Consider the following 17,414-nt stretch of genomic DNA (forward strand, 5'->3'; position numbering starts at 1 on the left):
GCGCGTCCTCGTACAGCCGCTCTCCCCGCCCCGTGTCCGCGCGTCCTCTCCGTCGCGTTCGCGCGCCCTCGTGCGGAGCGTTGACGTCCAGTTCGTAACCGCCGCGTCGGTGCGAGGTCTTCCCCTGTCCACCTGCCGTCGCTAGCGTCCCCCCAAGTCTCCAATGGCACAGCACTGGACCATTGGCCATCGACTGGGAGGTCGAGCTTGTCATCCGAGATAACGCGTAGACGCGCACTGGCACTGGGCACGGGCGCCGCCGCCGCGGCCGCCGCCGGATCACTCCTGCCGCCGTCGCTCCAGCAGGCGCTCGCGGCCGAGCCGGAGGCGGCGGTGGCCGGACGGGGCGTCAGGCCCGGCGGCCTGGGCGACATCCGGCATGTGGTCGTGCTGATGCAGGAGAATCGTTCCTTCGATCACTACTTCGGCGCGCTGAGGGGCGTACGCGGCTACGCCGACCGCAACGCCATCAAACTGCCGAGCGGCAAGAGCGTCTTCGAGCAGCCCGGCCCGCTCGGCGTCGGGACCGTCCTGCCCTTCGCCGTCCGCGAGGCCGCCGCCGCGCAGAAGAAGGACCTCCAGTACATCGGGGCGCTCGACCACAGCTGGGAGGGCGGCGGCAAGGCGTGGCGCGGCGGCTGGATGGACGGCTGGGTCACCGCCAAGACCGCCGCCACCATGGCGCACTACGACCGCACCGACGTGCCCCTGCACTACGAACTCGCCGACACCTTCACCGTCTGCGACGCCTACCACTCCGCCATCCACTCCTCCACCAGCCCCAACCGCAACCACCTGGTCAGCGGCTGGACCGGCTTCGAGCCGGGCGGCGGCGCGCGGGCCGTCGGCAACGACGCGTACGACGAGGACACCCACCCCGGCTACGCCTGGACCACCTACGCCGAGCGGCTCCAGCGCGCCGGCCACAGCTGGCAGGTCTACCAGGAGTGGGACAACTTCACCGACAACAACCTGGAGTTCTACGCGAGCTTCAAGGCCATCGCCCGCAAGGCCCTCGCCAAGGTCGACGGCGTGCACAACATGACCGCCTACTACGCCAAGCTGGGCGCCGCCGACACCGCCGGGCGGGCCCGGCTGGAGAAGCTCCTCGCCGAGGGCGTCGCCGCCCTGACCGCCGACGAACGCAGCCTCTACCGGCGCGCCCTGCACCGCGGCGAGCCCGGCACCACCGCCACCGCCTTCGCCCACGACGTCGCCTCCGGCAAGCTCCCGCAGGTCTCCTACATCGTGCCGTCAGCCGTCGAATCCGAGCACCCCGGCTCGTCCTCGCCGATCGCCAGCGCCACCATCGTCTACAAGATCCTCGACGCTCTCGGCAAGAACCCGGACGTCTGGCGGCACACCGCCCTCTTCCTCACCTACGACGAGAACGACGGCTTCTTCGACCACGTGCCGCCGCCCGTGCCCCCGGACGGCACCAAGGACGAGTTCTGGAAGAACCGCCCCGTGGGGCTGGGCATCCGCGTCCCCATGGTCGTCATCTCGCCCTGGACCGTCGGCGGTTACGCCTGCTCGCAGCTCTTCGACCACACCTCCATCACCCGCTTCCTGGAGCGCTGGCTGGGGGTGCGCGAGCCCAACATCAGCGCGTGGCGGCGCACCGCGTGCGGCGATCTGACCGGAGCCTTCGACTTCTCGCGCGGGCGCCGCCGGCCGGCCGTCGACCGCCCCGGCCCGATCCCCCCGTTCACCGGCCGCTGGAACCCCAAACCGCCGGCCGACCAGAAGATGCCGCACCAGGAGGAGGGGACCCGCCCGGCCCGGCCGCTGCCCTACCAGCCAGACGCGCACGGCTCGTACGACCGCGAAGCGGGCACGTTCCGCCTCGCGCTGCACAACACCGGCGCGGCGAGCGCGCACTTCGCGCTCTACCCGTACGCGGGGGAGTACGCCACCCCGCGCCACCGCGATGTCCTGGGGTCGGACACCTGGGACGTACCGGTCAAGAAGGGCGCGTACGACTTCACGCTCACCGGGCCCAACGGCTTCCGCCGCGAGTACGCCGGAGCCGACCGTGGCGCCGCCGCCGGGCTGCACGTCAGCAGCACCGTCAGCACCCGGCGGCGCGAGCTGCACCTGACCCTGGACAACCGGGGGAGCGAGACGCTGACGCTCACCCTGAGCGTCGAGGCGTACGGGCACGCGCGGCCCCGGACCGTCACCCTCGCGCCGGGCCGCAGCCGCACCCTGCCGTACGAGGCGGCGCGGGCGCACGGCTGGTACGACCTCCGGCTCACCGCCAAGGAGGACGCCGCGTTCCGGCGCCGGCTGATGGGGCACATCGAGAACGGAAAGGAGTCGGTCACCGGCTGACGCGAACCCGGCCGCCGCCCTGGTCAAAGGGGTGCGCGGGGGGTCCGCCGGAATGCGCGGGGGCACGCGGAGGCCGGCTGTGCGGGGGCGCTCAGACGGCTCTCAGAAAGTACCCCTACGGTGTGCGGCCATGGACACGGACAGCACCAAGACGAAGACAGCCAAGACCGACGCCGGGGCGGACGGCCCGGCCGATGAGACGTCCCCGCTTTCCAAGAAGGAGGCCGTGAAGGAGGAGGGTGCTGCCGGGGGAAGCATTTCCGAGGTCAGTGAGGCGGGGCTCGACGCCGACGCCGACACGGACGCCGACGGGAGGGACGGCGCCGAGGAGGAGGACGCGGCCCCCGAGGACCCCGCCGTGCGGCCCGCTTCCTCCGGCGTGTTCGCCGGAGCCGCGGCCGTCGTCTCCGCGGCCCTCGGCTTCGCCTCCCTGAGCGGCACCTGGCTCGGCACACTGCTCGCCGAACGCAAGACCCTCACCGGACAGATCAAGGTCCAGTCGGGTGGGTCGACCGACCAGATCGGCACCGTCTACGGCGCCCCCTGGCACACCACGGCCCTCGTCAACGGCGTCTTCGCGCTCATCGCCGTCGTGATCGCGGCCGCCGTCCTCGCCTCCCGCTCCCGCACCTCCCCGGCCGGCCCGCTGGCCCCCTGGGTCCGGGCCGTCGCGTGGGGCGGCGTGGCGCTCGGCGTCATCGGCGTACTGATCTCCGCGGGCATGTACTTCGACCTCTTCGCCGCGCTTCCCAAGGTCCCCGCGACGAGCGGGCGCTGAGGCCGCGCTTCCCAAGGTCCCCGCGACGAGCGGGCGCTGAGGCCGCGCTTTCCAAGGCCCCTTCAGGCCGGGCTTCATAAGGCACCTTCCGGCGCGCTTCCTAAGGCCCCTTCGGGGCGGAAGATGCGGCACCTTCCCGATGCGCCGGGTCTCCCTGGGGGACGAGGCTTCTCGTACCGCGAGAAGCCGTCCCACCAGGGAGACACACGATGTTCCACTACGAAATGCACCAGCGCCGCGCCGCCGAACTCCGCCGTGAGGCCGCCCGACAGCGCCTCCTCAACGAGGCCCGCCGGGTCCGCGCCGCCATCCGCCGCGCCCGGCGCGACGCGGGAGAGGAGCGCGACGGCGGGGAGAGGCGGGCGAGCCGTACGGTCCGGCGGGTCGACGGAGCCCGCGCGCGCCGGGCGACCGCGTGAACGCCCGGGAACCAGGCCGGCCGGGATGTCAGTGGGCTGTGCGATGCTCGGCGATGTGCGGATCACCTCTGTCAGCCCGGTGTTCGTCGGCCGCGCCACGGAACTCGCGGCGCTCACCGGCACGCTCGAACGCGCCGCCGTGGGCGAGCCTCAGGCGCTGCTGGTCGGCGGCGAGGCGGGCGTCGGCAAGAGCCGGCTCATCGAGGAGTTCCTGACCGCCGCCCGCGCGGGTGGCGCCGTCACCGCAGTCGGCGGCTGCGTGGAGATCGGCGCCGACGGCCTGCCGTTCGCCCCCGTCTCCACCGCCCTGCGCTCCCTGCGCCGACAGCTCGGGGACGCCCTCGCCGAGGCCGCCGCCGGGCAGGAGGGCGAGCTGGCCCGGCTGCTGCCCGAGCTGGGCGAGACGGCCCGCGAATCGCGCGGCGAGGACGGCCGGGCCCGGCTCTTCGAGCTCACCGCACGGCTGCTGGAGCGGCTCGCCGCCGACCGGACCCTCGTCGTCGCCCTCGAAGACCTGCACTGGGCCGACCGTTCCACCCGCGAACTGCTCGGCTACCTCTTCCGCTCCCTGGACCGGGCCCGCCTGGTCATCGTCGCCACCTACCGCTCCGACGACATCCACCGCCGCCACCCGCTGCGGCCCTTCCTCGCCGAGCTGGACCGGATGCGCACCGTCCACCGCATCGAGCTGCCGCGCTTCACGCGCGCCGAGGTGAGCGACCAGCTCGCCGGGATCGCCGGTTCCCGGCCCGGCCGCTCGCTGCTCGACCGCGTCTTCGAGCGCTCCGACGGCAACGCCTTCTTCGTGGAGGAGCTGGCCCGCTCCCTCGCCGACGGAGTCCGCGCCGGGCTCAGCGAATCGCTCCGCGACCTGCTGCTCGTCCGCGTCGAAGCGCTGCCGGAGGACGTCCAGCGCGTGGTGCGCGCCGCCGCGGAGGGCGGCTCCGCCGTCGAGTACGACCTGCTGCGCGCGGTCGCCGGGCTCGACGAGGACGCCCTCATCGAGGCGGCGCGGACAGCGGTCGGCGCCGGCATCCTGCTGCCCACACCCGACGGCGACGGCTACCGCTTCCGGCACTCCCTGGTCCGCGAGGCCGTCGGCGAGGACCTGCTGCCCGGCGAGCGCTCCCGCCTCAACCGGCGCTACGCGCGGGCCCTGGAGTCCGACCCCGCGGTCGTACGGGCGGAGGAGCGCCCCGCCCGCCTCGCCAGCTACTGGTACCACGCGCACGACGCGGCGAAGGCGCTGCCCGCCGCCCTCGAAGCGGCCGTGCACTCGCGGCGCAGATACGCCTACGCCGAACAACTGCGGCTGCTGGAACGGGCGCTGGAACTGTGGGAGATCGCCCCGGCCGAAGTCCGCGAGGCGCAGCGGCCCATCGACCACGCCGACGGCTACCCCGTCCGCGGCTGCGACGGCGAGGCGCTGCGCCACCTCGACCTGCTGGCCGAGGCCGTCGTCGCCGCCCATCTGTCGGGGGATCAGGAGCGCGCGCTGGCCGTCATCAAGTGGGCGTTGCGCGAGCTGGACGAGGAACATGCCCCGCTGCGGGCCGCCTGGTTCTGGAACCAGCGGGCCAAGCTGATGGAGGGGCTGGCCCGCGGCGACGGGCGGGCCGAGCTGGACCGGGCCCGGGAGCTGGTGCGCGGGATGCCGCCGTCCTCCGTGCACGCCGATGTGCTGGCGCTGGCCGCCGCCTTGGACGCGACCCACGCCCCCGGCCCGGAGACTTTCGGCATGGCGGAGCGCGCCATCGAGCTCGCCCGGCTCGTCGGCGCCGAGGGCATCGAGCTGAACGCGCGCCTCACGCTGGGCGGGCTCACGGCCGAGGCCGGGGACGTGGCGGGCGGCCTCGCCGAAATGCGCGCGGTCCGCGACCGGGTCGTCGAGCTCGGGCGGGCCGGCGTGCTGAGCCACATCGGCATGCTCGGGCGCTGCTACACCAACCTGGCCTCCGCGCTGGAGGGCGTGGGCCGGTCGGCGGAGGCCGTCGAGGTGACGGCCGAGGGCATCGAGGTGCTGGCCGGCTTCGGGCTGTCGGACGCCCAGGCATGGGCGTACGGCAATCAGGCCGACTCGCTGTATTCCTTGGGGCGTTGGGGCGAGGTGGAGCGGGCCGTGCTGAAGGTCCGCCGTCTCGCGCGGAGCGCCAAGCCGCGCGGGACTGCCGCCAGCAGGCTCACCAGGATCGCGCTGGCCCGCGGGGACTGGGAGACGGCCGAGCGCGAGCTCGCCCTCGCCCGCGAGCACTACGGCAGCCACGACCTGCAGCCGCAGCACACCCTCGTCCTCGCGCGCTTCGGTCTCGAACTCGCCGCGGCGCGGGGCCGGATCGACGACGTCCGCGCGGCGCTGGACGAGGTGCTGGCGACCGGGGTCCCGCCCACCGCGGGACGGTATGCCTGGCCGCTGCTGCTCGCCGCGGCCACCGCCGAGGCCGACGCGCGCGGATTGCCGCGTGCCGAGGCGGGCCGGGCGGAGGCGCTGCGCCGGATCGGGCGGGCGGCGAAGGGGATCGCCCAGCCGGTGCCGCTCTGGCGGGCCTACGCACTGCTGCTGGAGGCCGAGATCCGGCGCGCGGAAGGCACCGGCGACCCCGGGCGCTGGATGGCGGCGGCCACCGCCTTGGAGCCGCTGGAGCGGCCGTACGAACTGGCGCGGGCCCGCCACCGGTGGGCCGAAGCGCTCCTCGCCGAGGGCGGCGGCGCGGCCCGTGAGCAGGCGGCGGGGCTGCTGGCGCGGGCCCATGACGTCGCCGTCGGGCTCGGCGCCAGGCCGCTGCGCGAGGACCTGGAGCAGCTGGCCGCCCGCGCTCGGCTGCCGGTCGACGCGCCGCCCGCCGGTAGGCCCGCCGCCCCGAGCCGCCCCGCCGATCCGGCCGAGTCGCTCGGTCTGACCCGGCGCGAGCGCGATGTACTGCGGCTCGTCGCGGCCGGCCGCAGCAACCGGCAGATAGCCGAGGAGCTTTTCATCTCGCCGAAGACGGCGAGCGTGCATGTCTCCAACATCCTGGCGAAGCTGGGGGTGTCGGGGCGTGGCGAGGCGGGCGCGCTGGCGCACCGGCTGCGGCTGTTCAGCGCTCCGGAGAGCGCCTGAGCCGGCGGCGCTCCGGCCGGAGCGCCCGGGGCGGCGTTCGCGCGGTGTCAGTGCTCCCGCGAGGCGGCGCTCCTGCGGGTCAGTGCTCCTGCGGCCGTATGACGACCTGGCCCGAGTCGAGGTCTATCGGGCCGTGGCCCGGTGTGCCGTCGCCGACGTCCTCGCGGGTCAGCTCCAGGCGGTTCTGCTCGTCCTCGGTGTGCTTGCGGCCAGGAGCGAAGATCGCCTCGAAGATGTTGAACACTTGAACCCCCGGTGACGTGGTGGTCCCCCCGTACATTGTAGATGGGGGGCCGCCGAATGGGCCGGGGACCGAAGGGCCGCGCCCCTGCCCAGGTCAAGGGGTGGCCGTCGGATTCAGCTGACCTTCAGCCGGAGGATGCGGTCGTCCTCGCCCGTCGGGTCGCCGCGGCCGTCGGTGTTGCTCGTGGCGAGCCACAGGCCGCCGTCGTCCGTGGGGACGACCGTGCGCAGCCGCCCGTACTTCTTCTCCAGGAACGACTGCGGCTCGGCCACCGGCCGCGCCCCCTTGAGCGGTACGCGCCACAGGCGTTCGCCGCGCAGCCCCGCCATCCACAGGGAGCCCTGGGCGTAGGCGAGGCCGCTGGGGGACGCCTCGGAGGTCTTCCACTGCTCGACCGGGGCGATGTAGCCGCTCTTCTCGCTCTTGCCCTCGACCACCGGCCAGCCGTAGTTCTTGCCCGGCTCGATGAGGTTGAGCTCGTCCCAGGTGTCCTGGCCGAACTCGTCGGCCCACAGCCGCTTGTCGGCGTCCCAGGCGAGGCCCTGCACATTGCGGTGGCCCAGGGAGTAGACCACCGAGCCGGGGTGCGGATTCCCGTCCGCCGGCTGCCCGTCGGGCGTCATCCGCAGGATCTTCCCGCCGAAGGACTTCTCGTCCTGGGCGAGGTCGCGCTGCCCGCTGTCGCCCGTACCGGCGTAGAGCATCCTGTCGGGGCCGAAGGCGATGCGGCCGCCGTTGTGGTTGGAGCCCTTCGGGATGCCGCGGAACACCGTGTTCGGGGCCCCGAGCTGGTGGCCGGCCGGCTTCTTCTCGTCGTAGGGCATGCGGGCGACGCGGTTGTCGGAGTCGGTGGTGAAGTACGCGTACACCATGTGGTCCGAGCCGTAGTCCGGGGAGAGCGCGAGGCCGAGGAGTCCGCCCTCCCCCGCCGCCGCGACGCCCGGCACGGTGCCCAGCTCCGTCCGCTTGCCGTCCTCGGCGCCCACCCGGACGATCCTGCCCGTGTCGCGGGAGGACACCAGCAGGTCGCCGCCGGGCAGCGGCGCGAGCCCCCAGGGCGACTTGAGCCCGGTCGCGACCGTACGCTCCACCCGTACCGAGCCCTTGGCGGGCGCGGAGACCGCAGCCGGGGCCGAAGATCCGTTCGCCGACGGGGGCGTGCCGTCCGGCGCGCCGGTGGCCTTCCGCTCTCCGGGGAGGCCGTCGTCACCGGACGAGCAGCCCGCCACGAGCAGCAGGGCGGCAGCGGCCAGCGCGGCGGTGACGGTGGGACGTCGCACGGTGGGGTCCTCTCGCCGGGGGAGGTGCGCCGGGGCGCGGTCCTGTTCCTTATACACCGGGGCTCCGCCCCGCACCCCGGCCCGCCGGCGCCGTACGGGCCGAATCCACGCGGCTGCGCGGCACGCTCCGGCGTGCGCCCCCTCCGCGAACCCTTCTGCCGGACGGCCCGTCAGACCCAGGAGTCCCGCACCGGCGGCAGCGCCGCGATCTCCGCGAAGTCCGAGTGCGTCAGCTGCAGTCCGGCGGCCCCGGCGTTCTGCACCGCCCACCGCTCCTTCTTCGTGCCCGGCACCGGCACCACATGCGGGCCCTGCGCCAGCACCCACGCCAGCGCCACCTGCGCCGCCGTCGCCCCGTGCCGCTCGGCGACCCGCCGCAGCCCCGCCACGATCGGCTGGTTCGCGGCCATCATCTCGGCCGTGAAGCGCGGATGCCGGGCCCGTACGTCCTCCGGCTCGAAACCCTGCCCCGGCGTGAGCGTCCCGCTGAGGAAGCCGTTGCCCAGCGGCATCGCCGCCAGCACGCCGACGCCCCGCGCCGCGCACCACGGCACCAGCGCGTCCAGCGCCTCCGGCGACCACACCGACAGCTCCGCCTGCACACAGCTGACCGGAAAGATCTGCTGGAGCCGCGCCAACTGCCGGATCGTGGTGTCGTACAGGCCGCCGCCCGACCGCCGGTGCGCCCGCGCGCCCACGGCGCACAGCCCCAGCGAGCGGACCTTGCCGGCCGCGACCAGCTCCGCCATCGCCCCCCAGGTCTCCTCGATCGGCACCTCGGGGTCGGGCCGGTGCAGCTGGTACAGGTCGATGGCGTCGGTCTGGAGCCGCCTCAGCGAGGCGTCGCAGGCACGCTTCACATAGCCGGGACGGCCGTTGGAGACGATGTGCTGCTCGCCGACCAGCAGCCCGCACTTGGTGGAGACGAAGACGTCCGAACGCCGCTGCCGCAGCACCCGCCCCAGCAGCAGTTCATTGGTGAACGGCCCGTACATGTCGGCGGTGTCCAGCAGGTTCACCCCCGCGTCCAGCGCGGCGTGCACGGCGCGCAGCGCGCTCTCGCCGCTCTGCTGCGAGGCGGTGTACGCCCAGTGCATGGGCATGCAGCCGAGGCCGATCGCGCCCACTTCGAGCGCCGACGCGCCGATTCTCCTGCGCTCCACCTGGCCTTACCCCTCCCGTTCCCGGCACCCAAACTAACCTCTGCCGACCGGGCCGCTTCGCATAGCCTCATGTCATGAGTGCAGATGACAACGGCTTTGCCCGCCCCCTGGCCTGGCTCCCCCTCCCGGCCGCCGAGATCGACGGGCTCCCCGAGGAGCTGGACTACGCGCACTGGGACGGCGGGCCGGAGTACCCCACCGACCCCGCCCGCTGCGCGTTCTACGCCGTCCCGTACCTCAAGGACCCCGCCACGTGCCTGCGGCCCCTGCCGGAGATGACGGGCGTACAGGTGGTGCAGACCCTCACCGCGGGCGTCGACCACATGCTGCCCGCCGTCCCCGGCCTCCCGGCCGGCGCGCGGCTGTGCAACGCCCGCGGTCTGCACGACACGAGCACCGCGGAACTCGCGCTGACCCTGATCCTGGCGTCCCTCCGCGGCATTCCGGACTTCGTGCGCGCCCAGGACGCGGGGGAGTGGCGGCAGGGGTTCAGGCCGGCGCTCGCCGACAAGAGCGTGCTCATCGTCGGCTACGGCGCGATCGGCAGCGCGATCGAGGACCGGCTCACGCCCTTTGAATGCGAGCGGGTGGCGCGCGTCGCGCGCTCCCCTCGTACCACCGCGCGCGGGCCGGTGCACTCGCTCTCCGACCTGCCCGAACTCCTTCCCGACGCCGATGTCGTGGTCCTCGCGACGCCCCTGACGGATGAGACCCGCCACCTCGCCGGCGCCGCCTTCCTGGCGCGCATGAAGGACGGCGCGCTCCTGGTGAACATCGCGCGCGGCGCGGTCGTCGACACCAAGGCGCTGCTGGCCGAGACGGACAGCGGCCGGCTGCGGGCCGCGCTGGACGTCACCGACCCGGAACCGCTGCCCGCCGGGCACCCGCTGTGGAGCTCGCCCGGGGTGCTCGTCACGCCGCACGTGGGCGGCCCGTCGTCGGCCTTCGAGCCGCGGGCGAAGAAGATCCTGCGCGAGCAGCTGCGGCGGTTCGCGCTCGGCGAGCCCCTGCGGAACGTCGTGGCAACCGCCACGTGAGACCACGCACAGGTACCGTCCGAATGCGCCCCGTTCCCGTAACCCCGCTGGTAGTCACGCTGTGTAGATAAGCTATGTCCCTGAGTGACGAATCTGGTGTATCGTCCCGAGCGGGGGCTGCGCCGGGCACCGTACGGCGGCAGCGAAGGACCGGAACTCAAGGGGGGCGACGGGCGATGCACGGCCTATGGACGAACCACCCGACGCACAACGTTCACCCATCACGACACTGCCGCGCGGCGGATCGGATCGCGCGGCGCGGGACGGCCGCGCGGTGAGCGCCTCAGGCGTGGCGCTGCCCCGGCAGTCGGCGCGCGGCGGCTCGGGGCTGCTGCCGCAGCTCCTCCTCGCCCTCGTCTGCGGCGGCTATGCCACGGGCGCGGCGTTCGGCTGGGGGTCGCCCGAAGCCGCCCTGTTCATGGGCGACTTCGGGCTCAGCGGCGCCGCCGTGCTCGCCTCCGCCTCCTGCTTCTGGTACTGGCGCAGGCGCAGCAGCCGCTTTCGACCCGCCTGGCTCCTGTTCGCGTCCTCCTCCGGCATGGCCGGCTTCGGCAACGCCGTCTGGGGGTGGTACGAGGTCGTGCTCAAGGAGCCCGTGCCGAGCCCGTCCGTGGCCGACTTCTGCTTCCTGCTCTTCGCGCCGCCCGCCATCGTCGGCCTGCTGGTGCTCGCCAAGCGGCCGGTCACCCGCGCGGGCTGGGTCTGCCTGGCCCTGGACGCCTGGCTCATCGGCGGCTCACTGCTCACCCTCTCCTGGAGCCTCGCGCTCGCCCACACCGCGCACTTCCGGGGCGAGAACGTGGCCCAGGCGGCGCTCTCGCTCGCCTACCCGCTGCTGGACATCGTGCTGGTCTCCATGGTGCTGGCGCTGCACTTCCGCCGCTCGTCCGCCAACCGCTCGGCCATCAACACGGCCATCGCCGCGCTCGCCCTCACCGTGCTGTGCGACGCCCTGTTCACCTCGCCGCTGCTGCGGGAGCACTACCGCTCCGGGCAGATCCTCGACGCCGGCTGGTTCGCCGGCTCCATGCTGATGGCGTACGCGCCGTGGGTGGCCCGCGACGAGGCCGTGCAGGCCCCGCCGCCGGGCCGGGTGGCCCACCACTCCGGACGCCCCGTCTCGGGCTCCCTGGCGGCCCTCACGCCCTACCTCGCCGCCGCCGTCTGCACCCTGGGAATCCTCTACAACGTCCTCGACGGCCGCCGGATCGACCGGGTCGTGCTCTTCACGGGCTGTACGGTCGTGCTGGCCCTCGTGGTCCGGCAGGGCATCATGCTGCTGGACAACATCTCCCTCACGCAGGAGCTGGCCCACAAGGAGAACCACTTCCGCTCCCTGGTGCAGGGCTCCAGCGACGTCATCATGATCGCCGCGCCCACCGGGATACTGCGCTACGTCAGCCCCGCCGCCGCGGGCGTCTACGGCCGCGACGCGGGCGAACTCGAAGGCTCCGAGCTCGCTTCGCTCATACACCCCGAGGACCTCGGCCGGGTGGTCCATGAAGTGCGCCGCTTCCTCGCCGCGCCGCCGGCCGAGGAGCCCAACACCCGCATCGAGTGCCGCTTCCGCTCGGGCACCGGCGACTGGCTCAACGTCGAGTCCACGGTCAACCGCCACCACGGCGGCCTCATCTTCAACTGCCGGGACGTCACCGAACGGGTGCGTCTCCAGGCGCAGTTACAGCACAACGCCGAGCACGACCCGCTGACCGACCTGCCCAACCGGGCGCTGTTCACCAGGAAGGTCAAACAGGCGCTGAGCGGCCGCCGGGCCACCGACGCGGGCACCGCGGTGCTCTTCATCGACCTCGACGGCTTCAAGGCGGTGAACGACACCGTGGGCCACCAGGCAGGCGACGAGCTGCTGGTCATCGCGGCCCGCCGCCTTCAGGAGTCCGTACGGGCCGGGGACAGCACGGCCCGGTTCGGAGGGGACGAGTTCGCCGCGCTCATCATGGGCGACGGCACCCGCGACCCCGCGGCGCGGGAGTACCGCATGTACGAGATCGCCGACCGGCTGCGCCTGAGGCTCTCCCAGCCCTACAAGGTCGAGGGGGGCACGGAGGTCCGCGTCGCCGCCAGTATCGGCGTCGCCTTCGCGGAGCCGGGGACCACCCCCGGCGAGCTGATGCGCAACGCCGACCTCGCGATGTACCGCGCGAAACAGGCCGGAAAAGGCCGCGTCGAGATGTACGCGCCGCAGATGCAGGCCGACGTGGTGCGCCGCGCCGAGCTCGCCACCCGGCTGCGCACGGCGCTGCACGACGGCGAGTTCGCCCTGCTGCACCAGCCCGTCGTGGAGCTGGGCAGCGGACGCGTCACCGCGGTGGGCGCCCAGCCCCGCTGGCGCTCGGCTCAGGGCATCCTCTTCACCCCGGCCGAATTCATGCGGGCCGCCGACGACGGCCGGGGCGGGGGCGGCGGCGCGCGTATCGCGGAGCTGGGCCGCTGGATGCTGGAGGAGGCGGTGGAGCAGGCCGCGCAGCGGTACCGCGCGGGACACAGCGTGCCCGTGTTCGTACGGCTGTCCGCGAGCCGGCTGATGGACAAGGCGCTGCCGCCCAAGAGCGTCGAGGCGCTGCTGACCCGGCACCGGCTGCCGTCCGGCGCGCTGATCCTGGAGCTGTCCGGGGGCGACCCGCGGGTGCCCCTGGACGAGCTGGAGCACCGCCTGGTCGCGCTGCGGCGGCTCGGCATGCGGATCGCCCTCGACGGCTTCGGCAGCGGGTACGCCGCCATCAGCGCGCTCCGGCGGCTGCCCATCGACGTGGTCAAGCTGGACCGCGGGCTGGTCGACGGCGTCGTCGAGTCCGCCCGGCTGCACAAGATCACCTCCGGGCTGCTGCGGATCGCCACCGACCTCGGCCTCCAGTCGGTGGCGGACGGCGTCGACCGGCCCGAACAGGTCTGCGCGCTGCGCGCCATGGGGTGCACGCACGGCCTGGGCATGGCCTTCTCCGGGCCGCTCGACGAGCACCGGCTGCGGCGCGCCCTGGAGCGCGGCGACTACCCGGTGCCGGGCGGGCTGTGGACCGAGCTGCCCGACGACCGGAACCATGCGCTCGTCGGCGCCCCGCTACCGGTCCGGGCCGTCGTCTCACGGGGTATGGGATCGCTCGCGCATTCGCCGCTGCGCTCACATAGTGAGACCCCCGTCCCACCCACTTGACACTCCAGGTGCGCCGGAGAGAGGGTCAGTCCCATGCGCACCCGAATTCTCGTACTTGGAAAGCGCGTCGGCTGAGCAGGGCCATCCACGAAGGCCCTGCGGACTCCTCCCGGCGCGCTCCCCTCGCTTGCCTCACGGCACGAGGGGTTTTTTGTTGCACTGACACCTCGCAGATCACCCCAAATCCCTCATCTTCGAGAAGAGAATGTCGATGACCGAGCAGGCCACCGGGGCCCACCATCCGCAGCCGCGAGCGCGTTCCGGCGGGGCGCAGCCCGCCGCCGTCGAGCACGTCACGGGTGCGCAGTCCCTCATTCGCTCGCTGGAGGAGGTCGGGGCCGACACCGTGTTCGGCATCCCCGGCGGTGCGATCCTCCCGGCGTACGACCCGATGATGGACTCCTCGAAGGTCCGGCACGTCCTCGTCCGCCATGAGCAGGGCGCGGGCCATGCCGCCACCGGATACGCGCAGGCCACCGGGAAGGTCGGCGTCTGCATGGCCACCTCGGGCCCCGGTGCCACCAACCTCGTCACCCCGATCGCCGACGCCCACATGGACTCGGTCCCGCTCGTCGCCATCACCGGCCAGGTCGCCTCCGCCTCGATCGGCACGGACGCCTTCCAGGAGGCGGACATCTGCGGCATCACCATGCCGATCACCAAGCACAACTGGCTGGTCACCGACGCCGCCGAAATCCCCCGGACCATCGCGGAGGCGTTCCACGTCGCCTCCACCGGCCGCCCCGGCCCGGTCCTCGTCGACATCGCCAAGGACGCCCTCCAGGCCCGTACGACCTTCGCCTGGCCGCCCCAGACCGACCTGCCCGGCTACCGCCCCGTCACCAAGCCGCACGCCAAGCAGATCCGCGAGGCCGCCCGGCTGCTCAGCGAGGCCAAGCGCCCGGTGCTCTACGTCGGCGGCGGCGTCCTGAAGGCGCGGGCCACCGCCGAGCTGAAGGTGCTGGCCGAGCTGACCGGCGCCCCCGTCACCACCACCCTGATGGCGCTGGGCGCGTTCCCCGACAGCCACCCGCAGCACGTCGGCATGCCCGGCATGCACGGCGCGGTCACGGCCGTCACCGCGCTCCAGAAGGCAGACCTGATCGTGGCGCTCGGCGCGCGCTTCGACGACCGGGTCACCGGCAAGCTCGACTCGTTCGCCCCGTACGCGAAGATCGTGCACGCGGACATCGACCCCGCCGAGATCGGTAAGAACCGCACCGCCGACGTCCCGATCGTCGGGGACGCCCGCGAGGTCATCGCCGACCTGGTCGTCGCCGTCCAGGCCGAGCACGAGGAGGGCCACCTCGGCACGGCCGCCGGGGACCGCTACGGTGCCTGGTGGAGCGACCTGAACCGGTGGCGCGAGACCTACCCGCTCGGCTACGACCTGCCCGACGACGGCAGCCTCTCCCCGCAGCAGGTCATCCAGCGCGTCGGCCAGCTGGCCCCGGAGGGCACCATCTACGCGGCCGGCGTCGGGCAGCACCAGATGTGGGCCTCCCACTTCATCGACTACGAGCACCCCTCGACCTGGCTCAACTCCGGCGGCGCCGGGACCATGGGGTACGCGGTGCCGGCCGCCATGGGCGCCAAGGCGGGCCGGCCGGACCGTACGGTCTGGGCCATCGACGGTGACGGCTGCTTCCAGATGACCAACCAGGAACTGGCCACCTGCGCGCTGAACAACATCCCGATCAAGGTCGCGATCATCAACAACGGCGCGCTCGGGATGGTCCGCCAGTGGCAGACCCTCTTCTACAACCAGCGCTACTCCAACACCGTCCTGCACAACGGCAAGACCAACGCGGGCCTCAGCTGCAACGTGGGCAGCAGCTCCGCGGAGACCCAGGGCACCCGCGTCCCGGACTTCGTGAAGCTCTCCGAGGCCATGGGGTGCGTGGGGCTGCGCTGCGAGAGCCCCGACCAGCTCGACGCGGTCATCGAGAAGGCCAACTCCATCAACGACCGCCCCGTCGTCGTGGACTTCATCGTCCACGAGGACGCGATGGTCTGGCCGATGGTCGCCGCCGGCACCTCCAACGACGAGGTCATGGCCGCCCGGGGCATCCGCCCGGACTTCGGCGACAACGAAGACGACTGAACCGCCGGGACAGCGCCGAAGCAGGAAGAAGAAGAGAGACCGAGCCCATGACCAAGCACACACTCTCCGTCCTGGTGGAGAACACCCCCGGCATCCTCGCCCGGATCGCCGCCCTGTTCTCCCGCCGCGGCTTCAATATCGACTCGCTCGCCGTCGGTGTCACCGAGCACCCCGACATCTCCCGCATCACCATCGTGGTCAATGTCGAGTCGCTGCCGCTGGAACAGGTCACCAAGCAGCTCAACAAGCTCGTCAACGTGCTGAAGATCGTCGAGTTGGAGGACCACGCGGCGATCCAGCGCGAACTCGTGCTGGTGAAGGTCCGCGCCGACAACGAGACCCGCTCCCAGGTCGTCGAGATCGTCCAGCTCTTCCGCGCCAAGACCGTGGACGTCTCCCCGGAGGCCGTCACCATCGAGGCCACCGGCGGTGCCGACAAGCTCTCCGCCATGCTGAAGATGCTGGAGCCGTTCGGCATCAAGGAGTTGGTGCAGTCCGGCACCATCGCCATAGGGCGCGGCGCCCGCTCCATCACCGACCGGAGCCTGCGCTCCCTGGACCGCAGCGCCTGACCGACCCCGTCCCGCGGCGCGCCGCCCGCATCGCGAGACCCCCGGACCTTCCTCCCCCAGCCCGACGTACTGTGTGGGCAACCCGCTAGTTCCAAGGAGATACCCGAAGTGGCCGAGCTGTTCTACGACGACGACGCAGACCTGTCCATCATCCAGGGCCGCAAGGTCGCGGTCCTGGGATTCGGCAGCCAGGGCCACGCCCACGCGCTGTCGCTGCGCGACTCGGGCGTCGACGTCCGCGTCGGGCTGCACGAGGGCTCCAAGTCCAAGGTGAAGGCCGAGGAGCAGGGCCTGCGCGTGGTCCCTGTCGCCGAGGCGGCCGCCGAGGCCGACGTGATCATGATCCTGGTGCCGGACCCGATCCAGGCCAAGGTCTACGAGGAGTCCGTCAAGGACAACCTCAAGGCCGGCGACGCCCTCTTCTTCGGCCACGGCCTCAACATCCGCTTCGACTTCATCAAGCCGCCCGCCGATGTCACCGTCGCCATGGTCGCCCCGAAGGGCCCGGGCCACCTGGTCCGCCGCCAGTACGAGGAGGGCCGCGGCGTTCCGTGCATCGTGGCCGTCGAGCAGGACCCGGTCGGCGACGGCCTGGCGCTCGCCCTCTCGTACGCGAAGGGCATCGGCGGCACCCGCGCCGGCGTCATCAGGACGACCTTCGCCGAAGAGGCCGAGACCGACCTCTTCGGCGAGCAGGCCGTGCTGTGCGGCGGCGCGTCCGCGCTGGTCAAGGCGGGCTTCGAGACTCTGGTCGAGGCGGGCTACCAGCCCGAGATCGCGTACTTCGAGTGCCTCCACGAGCTGAAGCTGATCGTGGACCTCATGTACGAGGGCGGCCTGGAGAAGATGCGCTGGTCGATCTCCGAGACCGCCGAGTGGGGCGACTACATCAGTGGCCCGCGGATCGTCAACGACCAGACCAAGGTCGAGATGAAGAAGATCCTCGGTGAGATCCAGGACGGCACCTTCGCCAAGAACTGGATGGCCGAGTACAACGCCGGTCTGCCCAAGTACAACGAGTACAAGAAGGCCGACGAGGACCACCTGCTGGAGACCACCGGCAAGAAGCTCCGCAAGCTCATGAGCTGGGTCGACGACGAGGCGTGACGCCACCCGGCGGGGGGGGGGGGGGGGGGGGGGGGGGGGGGGGGGGGGGGGGGGGGGGGGGAGGAGGGGGGGGGGGGGGGTGGGAGGGGGGGGGGGGGGGGGGGGGGGTA

General features: G+C 72.8%; 12 protein-coding genes. 9 read left to right on the forward strand and 3 right to left on the reverse strand.

Annotated features, from left to right (window positions below; all coding sequences use genetic code 11):
- Nucleotides 1–207 precede the first annotated feature (207 nt).
- From AC07AB_RS19110 to AC07AB_RS19125, 4 genes are all read left to right on the forward strand, one after another.
- Complete coding sequence (locus AC07AB_RS19110; protein WP_478568008.1) at nt 208–2,334, forward strand: phosphocholine-specific phospholipase C; 2,127 nt, start codon at nt 208–210, stop codon at nt 2,332–2,334.
- Between the two features lie 130 nt (nt 2,335–2,464).
- Entirely contained in the window at nt 2,465–3,112 is a 648-nt protein-coding gene (locus tag AC07AB_RS19115) for a hypothetical protein (RefSeq protein ID WP_478568011.1), read from the forward strand.
- A 209-nt stretch (nt 3,113–3,321) separates the two neighbouring features.
- Complete coding sequence (locus tag AC07AB_RS19120) at nt 3,322–3,531, forward strand: hypothetical protein (RefSeq protein ID WP_478568014.1); 210 nt, start codon at nt 3,322–3,324, stop codon at nt 3,529–3,531.
- Nucleotides 3,532–3,574: 43 nt separating this feature from the next.
- Entirely contained in the window at nt 3,575–6,628 is a 3,054-nt protein-coding gene (locus AC07AB_RS19125) for a helix-turn-helix transcriptional regulator (RefSeq protein ID WP_478568568.1), read from the forward strand.
- 79 nt (nt 6,629–6,707) lie between these two features.
- On the opposite strand, the gene AC07AB_RS19130 is transcribed toward AC07AB_RS19125, so the two are convergent.
- The 3 genes from AC07AB_RS19130 to AC07AB_RS19140 all read right to left on the reverse strand — a co-directional run bounded on the left by AC07AB_RS19130 (nt 6,708) and on the right by AC07AB_RS19140 (nt 9,315).
- On the reverse strand, nt 6,708–6,872 hold the full coding sequence (locus AC07AB_RS19130; RefSeq protein WP_478568017.1) for a DUF6191 domain-containing protein: 165 nt from the start codon (nt 6,870–6,872) through the stop codon (nt 6,708–6,710).
- Nucleotides 6,873–6,985: 113 nt separating this feature from the next.
- Complete coding sequence (locus AC07AB_RS19135) at nt 6,986–8,152, reverse strand: PQQ-dependent sugar dehydrogenase (protein WP_478568020.1); 1,167 nt, start codon at nt 8,150–8,152, stop codon at nt 6,986–6,988.
- Nucleotides 8,153–8,322: 170 nt separating this feature from the next.
- The gene (locus AC07AB_RS19140; RefSeq protein ID WP_478568023.1) at nt 8,323–9,315 is read right to left on the reverse strand and encodes an aldo/keto reductase; all 993 of its coding nucleotides are present in this window, start codon (nt 9,313–9,315) and stop codon (nt 8,323–8,325) included.
- 74 nt (nt 9,316–9,389) lie between these two features.
- Between AC07AB_RS19140 and AC07AB_RS19145 the strand changes: the two genes are divergently transcribed.
- The 5 genes from AC07AB_RS19145 to ilvC all read left to right on the forward strand — a co-directional run bounded on the left by AC07AB_RS19145 (nt 9,390) and on the right by ilvC (nt 17,304).
- Nucleotides 9,390–10,352, forward strand: coding sequence for a 2-hydroxyacid dehydrogenase (locus tag AC07AB_RS19145; RefSeq protein ID WP_478568026.1), 963 nt, complete (start codon nt 9,390–9,392; stop codon nt 10,350–10,352).
- A 274-nt stretch (nt 10,353–10,626) separates the two neighbouring features.
- Nucleotides 10,627–13,521: a putative bifunctional diguanylate cyclase/phosphodiesterase gene (locus AC07AB_RS19150; RefSeq protein ID WP_478568029.1), complete on the forward strand. Its 2,895-nt coding sequence runs from the start codon at nt 10,627–10,629 to the stop codon at nt 13,519–13,521.
- 205 nt (nt 13,522–13,726) lie between these two features.
- Complete coding sequence (locus tag AC07AB_RS19155; RefSeq protein WP_478568032.1) at nt 13,727–15,625, forward strand: acetolactate synthase large subunit; 1,899 nt, start codon at nt 13,727–13,729, stop codon at nt 15,623–15,625.
- A gap of 47 nt (nt 15,626–15,672) precedes the next feature.
- Nucleotides 15,673–16,197 carry an acetolactate synthase small subunit gene (ilvN, locus tag AC07AB_RS19160; RefSeq protein ID WP_363132186.1) on the forward strand — a complete coding sequence of 175 codons (525 nt, stop codon included), beginning with the start codon at nt 15,673–15,675 and terminating at the stop codon, nt 16,195–16,197.
- Nucleotides 16,198–16,305: 108 nt separating this feature from the next.
- Nucleotides 16,306–17,304 carry a ketol-acid reductoisomerase gene (gene ilvC / locus AC07AB_RS19165; RefSeq protein ID WP_478568035.1) on the forward strand — a complete coding sequence of 333 codons (999 nt, stop codon included), beginning with the start codon at nt 16,306–16,308 and terminating at the stop codon, nt 17,302–17,304.
- The last annotated feature ends 110 nt before the right edge of the window (nt 17,305–17,414 follow it).

The sequence above is a fragment of the Streptomyces sp. NPDC044033 genome, assembly GCF_056434425.1.

What these genes read in the sequence shown, in the direction of transcription:
- AC07AB_RS19120 (WP_478568014.1), top strand. Translation starts at nt 3,322, where the DNA reads ATGTTCCACTACGAAATGCACCAGCGCCGCGCCGCCGAACTCCGCCGT.
- AC07AB_RS19145 (WP_478568026.1), top strand. Translation starts at nt 9,390, where the DNA reads ATGAGTGCAGATGACAACGGCTTTGCCCGCCCCCTGGCCTGGCTCCCC.
- AC07AB_RS19125 (WP_478568568.1), top strand. Translation starts at nt 3,575, where the DNA reads ATGCTCGGCGATGTGCGGATCACCTCTGTCAGCCCGGTGTTCGTCGGC.
- ilvN (WP_363132186.1), top strand. Translation starts at nt 15,673, where the DNA reads ATGACCAAGCACACACTCTCCGTCCTGGTGGAGAACACCCCCGGCATC.
- AC07AB_RS19155 (WP_478568032.1), top strand. Translation starts at nt 13,727, where the DNA reads ATGTCGATGACCGAGCAGGCCACCGGGGCCCACCATCCGCAGCCGCGA.
- AC07AB_RS19115 (WP_478568011.1), top strand. Translation starts at nt 2,465, where the DNA reads ATGGACACGGACAGCACCAAGACGAAGACAGCCAAGACCGACGCCGGG.